Consider the following 12927-nt stretch of genomic DNA (forward strand, 5'->3'; position numbering starts at 1 on the left):
GTGTACGTGCGCCGCCAGGCCAAGAACCCCCACGCCGAGGGCGAACAGTTCCGGCGTCGCGCCGCGCTGGGCTTCCTGGGCGTGCTGGTCTGCCTGCTCGGGCTGGGCGGCTGGTACTTCAAGCTGCAGGTGCTGGACCACGACATCTACGCCACCCGCTCGGAAGCCAACCGGATCAAGCCACGGCCGGTAGTGCCCGGGCGCGGCATGATCTACGACCGCAACGGGCGCCTGCTCGCCGAGAACGTGCCTGCGTTCCGGCTGGACATCACCCCGGACAAGGTCAAGGACATGGACGCCACCCTGGCCGGGCTGGCCAAGATCCTCGAGCTGAGCCCCGAGGACATCGAAACCTTCAACAAGTCGCGCAAGGCGCGCCGCAAGTTCCTGCCGGTCACGCTCAAGCTGCGGGTCACCGATGAGGAAATGGCGCGCTTTGCGGTGGACCGCTGGCGCTACCCCGGCGTGGAGCTGGAGCCCTACCTGACCCGGCGTTACCCGTACGGCGACCTGTTCGCCCACATCATCGGCTACGTGGGCCGGGTGGACGACAAGGACCTGGAGATCCTCGGCGAAGGCAATGCCGCGCTGACCCATATCGGCAAGTCCGGGCTGGAGCGTTACTACGAGTCGCAGCTGCGCGGGAAGGTGGGCTACGAGCAGGTCGAGACCAACGTGCAGGGCCGCGCCATCCGCACCATCGGCCGGGTGGCCGCGCAGTCCGGCAGCGACCTGCGGCTGTCCATCGACGCGGACCTGCAACGGGCGATGGTGGCCGCGTTCGGCGAGTTCGAAGGCGCGGCCGTGGCGATGGACCCGCGCACCGGCGAGGTGCTGGCGATGGTCAGCCTGCCCTCGTATGACCCGAACCTGTTCGTCAACGGCATCTCGCATGCCGATTTCCAGGCGCTCAACAGCAACCCCTCGCGGCCGCAGTTCAACCGGCTGGTGCTGGGCGGCGTGGCCCCCGGTTCGACGATCAAGCCGCTGATCGGCCTGGCTGGTCTGGACAGCGGCACGCGCAAGCCGGAAGACAAGATCCTCTCCACCGGCATGTTCTACCTGCCGGGCACCTCGCGCGGCTGGGGCGATGCCAACCGCGGCGGCCACGGCTGGACCGACCTGCGCAAGTCGATCACCCAGTCAGTGAACACGTACTACTACAAGCTGGCGCTGGACATGGGCATCGAGCGCTTCGACCAGTACATGGGCTACTACGGGTTCGGCGCGCCCACCGGCATCGATCTCACCGGCGAGATCGGCGGCATCCTGCCGTCGCCGCAGCACAAGTACAAAACGCGCAAGGAACGCTGGTACCCCGGCGACACGGTCAACGTGAGCATCGGCCAGGGCGACTGGAAAGTAACGCCGCTGCAGCTGGTGCACGGCGTAAGTGGCATCGGCAACGGCCAGCTGCGCACCCCGCACCTGGTGATGCAGCAGCGCGCCGGGTTCGACGCCGACTGGACTGCGGTGCCGGCCGGCGACACCAAGCCGGTCAGCCCCAGCCCGGGCAACCTGCAGGCGGTGCGCGAAGGCATGATGGGCACGATGCGCCCGGGCGGCAGTGGCGCGCGCGCCGCGGCCGGCGCGCCGTACACCATTGCCGGCAAGACCGGTACGGCGCAGGTGATCAGCCGCCGCGGTACGGCCGCGGTGAATCCCAAGAGCCTGCCGATGCACCTGCGCCACCGTTCGTTGTTCGTGGGCTTCGCGCCGGCCGAGAACCCGGTGATCGCCGTGGCGATCGCGGTCGAGGGCGGCGGTTACGGTGGCTCGGCGGCGGCGCCGATCGCGCGCAAGCTGTTCGATGCGTGGCTGCTGGGCAAGATGCCCGACGGGCTGGAGCCGCTGGACAGCGAGCGCGGCACCACGGCGATCGGAATCACCGGATTCGAGAGCAGCGACAACAACGCGCGCGCAGCCGGTGATGCGGCCGCGGCGGTGCTTGAATCGCTGCCGATCCAGGTGGGCCTGCCGGTTGCACCGGCCCCGGTGCCATCGCCGGTGCCAGGCGCCCCGGTGCCCGCCGCCACCGCACCGCCCACTGCGCCGGAGCGCTCACGATGAAGGTGTTCCTGCGTTGGGCGACCGACATGGTCGTGCGCTTCAGCAGTTCGCTGGACTGGGTGCTGTGCCTGGCCCTGGGCATGCTGATGCTGATCGGGCTGGCGGTGCTGAAGAGCGCTGGCGGCGACGGGCTGGTGTTCGCGCAGGGCGCGCGCTTCGCGGTGGGCCTGGGCGCGATGTGGGCCATTTCGCGGATGTCGATCCTGCGCATCCGGTCGGCGACACCGTTGATCTATGCGATCTCGATGATTCCGCTGCTGGCGGTGTTCGTGCTGGGCACGGGCAAGTACGGGCGGCAGTGGCTGGATCTGAAGCTGTTCTACCTGCAGCCGGCGGAGCTGTTGAAGGTGAGTCTGCCGATGATGGTGGCCTGGTACCTGCACAAAATGCCGTTGCCGCCGCGTTTTTCGACGGTGATGGTGAGTGCGGTGATCATCGGGGTGCCGACCGGGCTGGTGATGCTGCAGCCGGACTTCGGGACCGGGGTGCTTATCGCGGCGAGCGGTGCGTTCGTGCTGCTGCTGGCCGGCCTGCCGTGGTGGTGGGTGGGGGTGGCCGTGGGCGGTGTGGCGGCGGCCGCGCCGGTGGCGTGGATCTGGCTGCTGCGTCCCTACCAGAAGGACCGGATCATGATGTTCCTGGACCCGGAGATGGACGCGCTGGGCGCGGGCTGGAACATCATCCAGTCGAAGATCGCGATCGGGTCGGGCGGGTTCGACGGGAAGGGCTGGGGGCAGGGCTCGCAGTCGCACCTGAACTTCATTCCCGAGCAGACGACGGACTTTGCGTTCTCGGTGCTGAGTGAGGAATTTGGCTGGATCGGCGTGGCCACGGTGCTGGCGCTGTATCTGGTGGTGATCGGGCGCTGCCTGTGGATCGCGTCGCAGTCGCGGGATTCGTATTCGCGGTTGCTGGCCGGCGCAACGGGGTTGGCGTTCTTTGTGTATGTGCTGGTGAACGGCGGCATGATTTCCGGGCTGCTGCCCGTGGTGGGCGTGCCGATGCCGTTGATCAGCTACGGCGGCACGTCGGCGGTGTCGCTGCTGGCCGGGTTCGGGCTGGTGATGGCGGCACGCAGCCACCAGCCGGTGCACGGCGGCTACGGCTGACGCGTAGCGCCGGGCGCTGCCCGGCTGCTCCTCTGTATTAAAACGACAACATGACCCACGGTGCCCGGCCGCGGGTTGGGCCTGACTCAGCTTGCCCACCGAGCCACATGCTACGGTCGTCCGCTTGCGCCGGACCGCTCGGGTCCGCTTTTTGTTGCCGTGTCGCCGTCTGCTGTGCGTCGCGCATTTCCAGGAGTCGCCCGCATGGTCGAACACCTGCAGCGCGTACGCGCCGCGTTTCATTTCTTCCTGCATTCGCTGGACCTTCCGCTGTTGGTCGCGTTGTGCCTGCTGATGCTGGCCAGCCTGGCGGTGTTGCACAGCGTGGAAGGGCCCGTGCAGGCGCAGGCGATGCGCTATGCGGCGGGGCTGGCGGCGATGTGGGGGTTGTCGCGGCTGCCGGTGCTGCAGTTGCGGGCGTGGTCGCCCTGGATCTATGCGGTGTCGCTGCTGCCGTTGTTAGCGGTGTATGTGGTGGGCACGGGAAAATACGGGCAGCGCTGGTTGAACCTCGGGGTGTTCTACCTGCAGCCGTCGGAGCTGCTCAAGCTCAGCCTGCCCATGATGATGGCCTGGTACCTGCACCGGCAGGCGCTGCCGCCGCGGCCGAAGGTGGTGCTGGTGGCTGCGTTGTTGATCGGGGTACCGGCGGTGTTGATCCTGCTGCAGCCGAACCTGGGCACGGCCACGCTGGTGACGGCCAGCGGGATGTTCGCGCTGCTGTTGGCCGGCCTGCACTGGGGCTGGGTGGCGCTGGCGCTGGGCGGGGTGTCGGTGGCGGCACCGCTGGCGTGGTTCGGGCTGCTGCGGCAGTACCAGAAGGACCGCGTGCTGACCTTCCTGTATCCGGAGAATGATCCGCTGGGTACCGGCTGGAACATCATCCAGTCGCGCATCGCCATCGGGTCCGGTGGGATGCACGGGAAAGGCTGGGGGCAGGGCACCCAGGCCGCGCTGGATTTCCTGCCGGAGTACACCACCGACTTTGCGTTCTCGGTGCTGGCCGAGGAGTTCGGCTGGGTCGGAGTAGTGGCGGTGCTCGGGCTGTTCCTGTTCGTCATCGCGCGCTGTCTGTGGATCGCGGCGGGCACCCGCTGCGGCTACTCGCGATTACTGGCCGGTACGACCGGGCTGGTGTTCTTTGTCTATGTGCTGGTCAACGGCGGAATGATCTCCGGGCTGCTGCCGGTGGTGGGGGTGCCGATGCCGCTGATCAGTTATGGCGGCACGTCGGCGGTGTCGTTGCTGGCGGGGTTCGGGCTGGTGATGGCGGTGCAGGGCAGGCAGCCCGTCCACGGCCGCCAGCGCCACCGTCCGCTTCCGACCGCCGCGTAACCGGTAGTGCCGGCCGCTGGCCGGCTCCTCCAGATGCTCGACCCCCGACGCCCCCAGCAGCGCACCTGTTTCGCAAAATTGCGGAATTCGCGTCATCTGCTGTCGTGTTTGGTGCAGGTTTCGTCAAGAAAGTGGCGCAAAAGTGAGATGTGGCGCACACATATGACGTCACTTGATCCTGATCAATGGACTTGTCGTAAACGGCCTGCACAATGGCGGCCCGTCAGCAGGGTGCAGTGAGCCAAGCGCTGCATCTGGGGAGCTCGACGGGGAGTAGTTGACCTTACGGGTACAAGGAGCGAGGCGCGCGCTGGGGAGTTGCGCGCCGCGCTGGTACCGACCTGGTCGGTTTGGCCGGTTGCGTCCATGGGGATGGGGGCGCAGCCGGCACGACCTCAGTGGCCATGGGGCCCGCGCGTTTTGAACCCGTAGCCCAGTTGCCGCTGATCAGTACGCGGCGCTTTATCTGAATGGGGATGTGATCCCCATCGAAATACACATCGCCTTAACGACTCGGCACTGACTGCCGCAATTCGTTGTGATTCATGGTGTTAGGGGTTTTAATTCATCCTTGACCTGCTAACCTGCCGCGATGATTCGACGCACTCTGGCCTGCATGCTCACGCTCGGTTTGGTCGCCTGCGCGACCCAACCGCCCTCTCCGTCACCGTCACCGCAGGCATCGGGTGCACCGAACAAGCCGGTGCCCGGGCAGAAAGGCCCGGCCGAAGCCGCGCCGGAGGCCGCTGCGGCCACCGCCGCGCCGGTCGACCTGACCCCGGTGCCGTTCGAGGTGGCCCGCGCCAACTTCGTGCGTGATACCGCCCAGCGCTACGGCATTCCGGCCGCGCAGATCGAGGCGACGCTGGCCCAGGCGCAGATCCGCGACCCGATCATCGCCGCGATGTCGCGCCCGGCCGAACGGGTCAAACCTTGGAACGAGTACCGGCCGATGTTCATCAGCCAGGCCCGGATCGACGGGGGCCGGAAATTCCTGGCCGAACACCGCGACGAACTCACCCGCGTGCAGCAGCGCACGGGCGTGCCGGCCGAAGTGATCGTGGCCATCATCGGCGTTGAAACCAGCTATGGCCGCAATACCGGCAATTATCGGGTGCTCGACGCGCTGTATACGCTGGCCTTCAAGTACCCGCGCAGCGGCGACCCGGCCAAGCTGGAACGCGAAGTGCGCCGCGAACTGTATTTCCGCGATGAGCTGGCGCGCCTGTTCGCGCTGACCCGCGACGAAAAGCTGGACATCACCGCGATCAAGGGCAGCTACGCCGGTGCGATGGGCATGGGCCAGTTCATGCCGTCCAGCTACCAGGACTTCGCGGTGGACGGCAACGGCGATGGTCGCCGTGACCTGTTCAACAGCTACGACGACGTGTTCTCCTCGATCGCCAATTACTTCGTCAAGAAGGGCGGCTGGGTGCGCGGCGGCCCGGTTGCGGTACCGGCCACGCTGGCCGCGGGGCGCGAGGAGTTCAACCCCACCGAATGGGCGCCCACTTGGACCCTGTCCGCGTTGGCCCAGCGCGGTTACCAGCCCAGCGTCACCGTACCGGCCGGGCTGACCGCCACCCCGATCACGCTGGAAGGCAGCACCGGCAAGCAGTACTGGCTGGGCTTCCAGAACTACTACGCGATCACCCGTTACAACCTCTCCAAAATGTACGCGATGGCCGTGTTCCAGTTGTCCCAGGCCATCGCCGGACAGGAGCTGCCCCCGGCATGAACGCACGCGCACGCTGCAGATGGCTGGTCCCAAGTCTGCTGATCCTGGCGCTTGCCGCCTGCAGCAGCGCGCCCAAGAAGCCGGCCACCGCCGGCAGCGCCAAGCCCGGTGGCACCCTGGTGCAGGGCAAGGGCAAGGGCGGACGCCCGGCCCATTGCCCGGATGGCTCGCCGTACAAGGCGGCCACCGAAGATCCCAGCACCCGCGGCGACTATCGCGCCGGCGGGCTGTACAAGCCGGGCGTCAACGACAGCACGCCCACCTACATTCCGAACGTGGCCTGCATTCCCGAGCCGGACGTGGTCGCCCTGCCGCGCTCGCCGGTGGGCAACAAGTCGCCGTACGTCGTGCTGGGCAAGCAGTACCAGGTGCTGGACAAGACCAGCGGCTATGCCGAGAAGGGCACCGCCTCGTACTACGGCGCCAAGTTCCACGGCCGGCTGACCTCCAACCGCGAGGTGTACGACATGTACGCCTTCACCGCCGCGCACAAGACCCTGCCGCTGCCCAGCTTTGCCCGGGTGACCAACCTGGACAACGGCGAATCGGTGATCGTGCGGGTCAACGACCGCGGGCCGTTCCATGATGGCCGCGTGGTCGACCTGAGCTACGCCGCCGCCGTGCGCCTGGGCATTACCCAGCGCGGCACCGGCAACGTGGAAGTGCGTGCGCTGAGCCCGGGCGACGACAACCTGCTGGTCGACAAGCCCTCGCGCCGCGAGCGCCGTGCCGCGGCCGCCGTCAGCGTGGCCAGCGCCGCGCCGGCGCGCACGCCCAGCGACATGGACACGCTGGTGGGCCGGCTGCCGTCGCCGTCGACGGCGTCACCCAGCGCGGGCCGTCCGGCCGCTACCCAGGCCGCACAGATCGACAATGCCCCGGTCACGGTGAGCGCGCTGCCCGCCGCCCCGGTGGCCGTTGCCGCCGCCGCCCGCCCGGCACCGCGCCCGGCAGCGGCCGCCACGCCTGTCCCGGGCAGCACCCTGCAGCAGCAGGTGGGCAACGTGTTCCTGCAGGTGGCCAGCTTCGCCAGCCGCGACAACGCCACCCGCGCGCTGGGGCAGTTGTCCTCGGCCGGCATCGTCGGGGCCAGCATCAGCGACATCGTCAGCGGGGGCCGCACCCTGTGGCGCCTGCGGGTTCCGGCCGCCGACCACGCCAGTGCGTCGGAACTTGCCGGCCGCATCGTGGGTCTGGGCTTTGGATCGCCGCAGATCGTGAAGGATTGACCGGCACGGCGGCCCCGCCGGCCGCCACACGCCGCACCGTTGCATGGGCCTACAATGGCCCACCCCTCTTTCCACCTTGGCGCCCTCCAGGAGCTTGCTGTCCGATGAAATTCCGCTTTGCCGCTGCTGCCATGGCCACGACCCTGTTGGTGGGCGTGGTCTCTGCCCAGACCCCGCAGCCGGCCCCGCAGCCGACGCCTGCTCCTGCCGCCGCCCCGATCACCGTTGCCACCCCGCCGGCGCCCAAGCCCAGCGTGTCCAAGGCCTGGGTGCTGATGGACTACGCCACCGGCCAGGTGCTGGCCGGCGAGAACGAACATGAACAGCTGGCCCCGGCCAGCATCACCAAGGTGATGACCTCCTATGTGGTCGCCGCCGAGGTCAAGAACGGCAAGGTCCGTCCCGACGACCAGGTGATGATGAGCGAGCGCGCCTGGCGCGAAGGTGGCGCCGGTACCGACGGCAGCTACAGCGGCTTCCCGGTCAACCAGACCGCGCGCCTGGAAGACATGGAAAAGGGCATGGCGATCCAGTCCGGCAACGATGCCGCGATTGCCCTGGCCGAGCACGTGGCCGGCAGCGAAGAGGCCTTCGCCTCGCTGATGAACAGCTACGCCGCCAAGATCGGCATGAAGAACTCGCACTTCGTCAACGCGCACGGCCTGACCGCGCCGGGCCATCACAGCACCGCCTTCGACCTGGCGCTGCTGGGCCGGGCGATGGTGCGTGACTACCCGGAGACCTACGCCTACAACAAGGTGAAGGAATTCACCGTGGGCACCATCAAGCAGCCCAACCGCAACCTGCTGTTGTGGCGCGACGGCAGCGTGGACGGCATCAAGACCGGCCACACCTCCGAAGCCGGTTACTGCCTGATGAGCTCGGCGCAGCGCGGCGACCAGCGCCTGATCGCGGTGGTGCTGGGCGGCAGCTCGGAAAAGCAGCGTGCCGATGACAGCCTGGCGCTGCTCAACTGGGGCTTCCGCTTCTTCGAAACCCACCGCATGTACGAGCCGGGCAAGGCCGTGGCCGAGCACAAGGTGTGGAAGGGCAAGACCGACACCGTGCAGCTGGGCGTGGCCCAGCCGCTGCTGGTGAGCGTGCCGCGTGGCCGTTACAACGACCTCAAGCCGACCATCGACGTGCCCAAGACCCTGGAAGCGCCGTTCACGGCCGGCCAGCAGATCGGCTCGCTGAAGGTGACGCTGGACGGCAAGGTGGTGGCCGAAGCGCCGCTGGTGGCCGTGGCCGCCGTGGAAGAAGCCGGCTTCTTCAAGCGCCTGTGGGACAGCTTCTGGATGTGGTGGGAATCGGAGTGATTCCTGCCCGACCGTAGTGAAAAAAGACCGGCGCATGCCGGTCTTTTTTTTGGGTCGGCGATGAGCCGATTGATGGTGTGCCGACCAACGGTCGGCACCTACCGCGGGAAGCGGTGCGTGTACCGGGTGAACCGGTGCGAATCTGCGTGAACCGCTGCGAATCCCGGGTGAACCGGTGCGTGTACCGGGGCGAACCGGTGCGAATCCGCGTGAACCGCTGCGAATCCCGGGCGAAACGGTGCGATTCCGGGACGAACGGTGCAATTCCGGGACGAACGGTGCAATTCCGGGACGAACGGTGCAATTCCGGACGAAACGGTGCGATTCCGGATGAAACGGTGCGATTCCGGATGAAACGGTGCAATTCCGGGTAGTGCCGGCCGCTGGCCGGCTCCTCGCACACCCGGATGGGGTCATGGGGCGCCGGCCAGCGGCCGGCACTACCGGTGTTCTGCGGGGGAGGCAAAAAAAGACCGGCGGGTGCCGGTCTTTTTCTTTTCGGTGTGCCGACCAACGGTCGGCAGCTACCCGCTTCACCATCAGTCGCTCGCTACAGCGAGCGGCTGATGGTGAAGCTGCCGAATACCGGCGACTGGCGCTGGCCGTCGAACTCGCGGGTGCTGTGGTAGCGGGCCACGGCGAACTTCCAGCGGCCGCGCATCACCGCCACGCCGTAGCCGGCCTGGCCCACCACGTGGCGCTTGTCCACGCTGTGGCTGTTGCGGAAGGTGTTGCCGTCCAAGGTGATGTCGCGGATCACCCAGGCCGCGTCGGTGGTGGCGAACAGATGCCAGGACCAGCCCGCCGGCTTGCCGCCGCGGGTGGGGGCGGTGTTCTCGCCGGCCGGGCGCAGCGGGGTGCTGCCGAAGTCGTCGGGCAGCTTCCAGCCGAAGCGCACTTCCCCCCCCGCGTTGACGTGGGTGGCCAGGTTGCCCACCGCGCCGCCGTAATGGCTGATCGCATCCCAGCCCCAGCCGGTCGCGTTGTCGGTGGCGTCGGCCGGCCAGCGGCGCATGCGCTCGTGGGTGAGCATGAACACCGGTTCGTTGTGCAGCTGGTTGTCCCAGCCTTGGAACTTCTCGTCGCCCAGCAGTTCGTGCACTGCGTTCTGCACCTGCTCGCCCTGTGCCCACGGGCCGACCACGCCCACGGCCAGCTGGGTGGTCTGCAGGCGGTCGCCCCGGCGGGCGTTGTAGCCGAAGCTGCCGATCAGCACGCCGGCGTAGGGCCGGTCGTCCTCGATCAGGTCCTTCCGGGTGAAATCGGTGGGGGTGAAAATGCCCTGGGCCAGGCTGAAGATCATGTTCTGCTGCTCGAACTCGCCCGGGTGCAGCTTTTCCAGGTGCCGGTTGACCCAGCGCGCCAGGCGCGGCAGGCAGGGGTCGTCGGTGTAGTCCACCAGGTTGGGCGAGACCAGGGTGAGCTGGGCGCCGTTGGTGTAGCCCTGGTCCTGGTCGGCCCCGCCGAACAGGTCGTTGTCGACGCGGAAGTTGACCTGCGGAGGGTGCTCGCGCATCGCGTCGGGGCCGCACTGGTTGGCGGCCTGCACCGCGGGGGCGACGAACGCCAGGGCGCCGGCAAGTGCGGCCGACAACGCATAGGGCTTCAACGACATGGAATTCCCGCTCAGGATTTGTTTTGTTTTTAAGCGCATGCAGCGTAGTGAACGCGTGATGTACTGACCATACCCGCGCACGCACTGGAGCGTTTTGCTGGTGAAGGCCGATTTTCACGTAGCGTTGGGTGCAGCTATGGGCACGATCATGCAGCGCTTGGGTTCGGCCGCTGGCGTCCCCATAATCGCGGTCATGGAGATCAAGTCTGACAACCCCGACCACGGCTTCCAGTTCCCCGGCCAGTTCGAACTCAGCGCCATGGGCGCGGCCGGCCAGGAGCTTGAACGCGAATTGCCGCGCCTGCTTGAGCAGGCCGGCGTTGAAGTACTGACCGAGCGGGTCAGCTGGAAACACTCGTCCAACGGCAAGTATGTGTCGGTGCGGCTGGTGTTCAAGGCCGACAACCGCGAGCAGTACGACGCCGCCCACGCCGCGCTGCGTGACCACCCGGAAGTGAAGTGGACGCTGTAGCCGCCTGCGACAGCGTTCCCAGCCCGGGCGCGCGCCCGCCGCAGCCGGCGCGCGTGCGCCAGCTTGGCCGGCAGCCTTATGCCCCGGTCTGGCATGCCATGCAGCGGTTCACCGACAACCGCGACGACACCACGGCCGATGAGCTGTGGGTGGTCGAGCACGACCCGGTGTTCACCCTGGGCCAGGCCGGCAAGGACGAGCACGTGCTGGCGCCGGGCGACATTCCGGTGCTGCACGTGGACCGCGGCGGCCAGGTGACCTACCACGGGCCCGGCCAGATCGTGGTCTACCCGCTGCTGCAGCTGCGCCGGCTGGGGATCGGGGTGCGCGATTACGTGTGCCGGATCGAGCAGGCGATCATCGACACGCTGGACGAATGGAATATCGGCGCTGAACGGCTGGACGGGGCGCCCGGGGTCTACGTGGGCGGCGCGAAGGTCGCCGCGCTGGGCATCCGGGTCCGCCGCGGCTGCACCTTCCACGGGTTGGCCTTCAACGTGGCCATGGACCTGGAGCCGTTCCACCGCATCAACCCCTGTGGCTACGAAGGGCTGCAGGTGACCTCGGTGGTAGACTTGGGGGGACCGTCCGGCATGGCGGCCGTGACGCCGGTGCTGCTGGGCCATCTGGCCCGCCAGTTCGGCCTGGACCTCCAGCCGACCACTGATTTGCCCGATCTGACAGAGGCGGCGTAACGCCGCCGACCAAGGCCATGACTGAAACCACCGCTCGCCTCATTCCCCTGCAGATCGTGCAGGGCGACACGCCGTCCGTTGCGCCGCTGCAGACGGGCGTCAAACAGCTGGGCGGGGACAAGATCGGCCGCTCGCCGGTGCAGTTCGCCGATGCGCCGGTGCTGCGCAAGCCGTCGTGGATCCGGGTGCGGATTCCGTCGGGCAACGCGGTGCAGACGCTGAAGGCCAAGCTGCGCGAGAACCGTCTGGTGACGGTCTGCGAGGAAGCCAGCTGCCCGAACATCCACGAGTGCTTCAGCCATGGCACGGCGACGTTCATGATCCTGGGCGAGGTGTGCACGCGGCGCTGTTCGTTCTGCGACGTGGCACATGGGCGGCCGAAGCCGCCGGATGCCAACGAGCCGGCCAGCCTGTCCCAGACGGTGGCCGACATGGGCCTGAAGTACGTGGTGGTGACCAGCGTGGATCGTGATGACCTGCGCGATGGCGGTGCCCAGCACTTCGCCGACTGCATCGGGGCCATCCGCGAGAAGTCGCCGAACACGCGCATCGAGGTGCTGACCCCGGACTTCCGTGGCAAGGGCCGCATGGAGCGCGCGCTGGACATCCTGGCGACCAACCCGCCGGACGTGTTCAACCACAACATCGAGACGGTGCCGGACCTGTACCGCAATGTGCGGCCGGGTGCGGACTACCAGTGGTCGCTGACGCTGCTGAAGAACTTCAAGGCGCAGCATCCGTCGATTGCGACCAAGTCCGGCATCATGCTGGGCCTGGGCGAGGATCTGGACCAGGTGCGGGCGACGATGCGCGACCTGCGCGCGCACGACGTGGACATGATCACGATCGGTCAGTACCTGCAGCCGACGCCGCATCACCATCCGGTGTTGCGCTATTGGACGCCGGACGACTACAAGGCGCTGGAGGTCTACGGCTACGAGCTGGGCTTCAGCCACGTGGCCTCGGGCCCGATGGTGCGCTCGTCGTACCACGCCGACGTACAGGCAAAAGGCGCAGGCGTAGCCTGATCCCGCCTGCCGCTGCCCGGCAAACGCTTTGCACGTAGTGCCGGGCTCTGCCCGGCATCGCTTTACACGTAGTGCCGGGCTCTGCCCGGCATCCAGCAAAACAGCACACAGCAGCGCTTCAGTTCTCCACGTGCCCGGAGGGGGCAGGCCGCCTTCTCCAGGACACGCCAGATCCCCTCCATGGTGCTCGTCTGGCGCCATCCATGGCGCCAACGGTCCCGGAGAGGGCGTCCTGCCCCCTCCCCGACAATTTCCTGCGCTGGCGGTTGCCTACCGCGGTAGGTACCGACCGTTGGTCGGTACGGGCTCGCCCGCCC

The 12927-nt window shown here is 67.7% G+C and carries 10 protein-coding genes; 9 read left to right on the plus strand and 1 reads right to left on the minus strand.

Features of this window, described 5'->3' with window-relative positions:
• The 6 genes from mrdA to DX03_RS02955 all read left to right on the plus strand — a co-directional run bounded on the left by mrdA (nt 1) and on the right by DX03_RS02955 (nt 8800).
• A complete protein-coding gene (mrdA, locus tag DX03_RS02930; protein WP_038686194.1) occupies nt 1-2070 on the plus strand; it encodes a penicillin-binding protein 2 in 2070 nt (689 codons plus the stop codon).
• The gene (gene rodA / locus DX03_RS02935) at nt 2067-3179 is read left to right on the plus strand and encodes a rod shape-determining protein RodA (protein WP_038686196.1); all 1113 of its coding nucleotides are present in this window, start codon (nt 2067-2069) and stop codon (nt 3177-3179) included. Before mrdA ends, rodA (DX03_RS02935) begins: the two co-directional genes overlap by 4 nt.
• Nucleotides 3180-3383: 204 nt before the next feature.
• Nucleotides 3384-4514, plus strand: a complete 1131-nt coding sequence (rodA, locus tag DX03_RS02940; protein WP_051598727.1) for a rod shape-determining protein RodA — start codon at nt 3384-3386, stop codon at nt 4512-4514.
• Nucleotides 4515-5106: 592 nt separating this feature from the next.
• Nucleotides 5107-6252, plus strand: coding sequence for a lytic murein transglycosylase B (mltB, locus tag DX03_RS02945; RefSeq protein ID WP_038686198.1), 1146 nt, complete (start codon nt 5107-5109; stop codon nt 6250-6252).
• Entirely contained in the window at nt 6249-7481 is a 1233-nt protein-coding gene (locus tag DX03_RS02950; RefSeq protein WP_038686200.1) for a septal ring lytic transglycosylase RlpA family protein, read from the plus strand. Before mltB ends, DX03_RS02950 begins: the two co-directional genes overlap by 4 nt.
• 104 nt (nt 7482-7585) lie before the next feature.
• Nucleotides 7586-8800, plus strand: a complete 1215-nt coding sequence (locus tag DX03_RS02955) for a D-alanyl-D-alanine carboxypeptidase family protein (RefSeq protein ID WP_038686203.1) — start codon at nt 7586-7588, stop codon at nt 8798-8800.
• Between the two features lie 550 nt (nt 8801-9350).
• Here the strand turns inward: DX03_RS02955 and DX03_RS02960 are convergent.
• Nucleotides 9351-10415, minus strand: coding sequence for a lipid A deacylase LpxR family protein (locus tag DX03_RS02960; protein ID WP_038686205.1), 1065 nt, complete (start codon nt 10413-10415; stop codon nt 9351-9353).
• Between the two features lie 193 nt (nt 10416-10608).
• Between DX03_RS02960 and DX03_RS02965 the strand changes: the two genes are divergently transcribed.
• Genes DX03_RS02965 through lipA form a run of 3 tightly spaced genes read left to right on the plus strand, consistent with a single transcriptional unit; the run spans nt 10609 to nt 12610 of the window.
• On the plus strand, nt 10609-10887 hold the full coding sequence (locus DX03_RS02965; RefSeq protein WP_038691809.1) for a DUF493 family protein: 279 nt from the start codon (nt 10609-10611) through the stop codon (nt 10885-10887).
• The gene (gene lipB, locus DX03_RS02970; protein WP_038686207.1) at nt 10875-11582 is read left to right on the plus strand and encodes a lipoyl(octanoyl) transferase LipB; all 708 of its coding nucleotides are present in this window, start codon (nt 10875-10877) and stop codon (nt 11580-11582) included. Before DX03_RS02965 ends, lipB begins: the two co-directional genes overlap by 13 nt.
• A 17-nt stretch (nt 11583-11599) precedes the next feature.
• Entirely contained in the window at nt 11600-12610 is a 1011-nt protein-coding gene (gene lipA / locus DX03_RS02975) for a lipoyl synthase (RefSeq protein WP_038686209.1), read from the plus strand.
• Nucleotides 12611-12927: the final 317 nt, after the last annotated feature.

This window comes from Stenotrophomonas rhizophila (assembly GCF_000661955.1).
GTDB lineage: Bacteria > Pseudomonadota > Gammaproteobacteria > Xanthomonadales > Xanthomonadaceae > Stenotrophomonas > Stenotrophomonas rhizophila.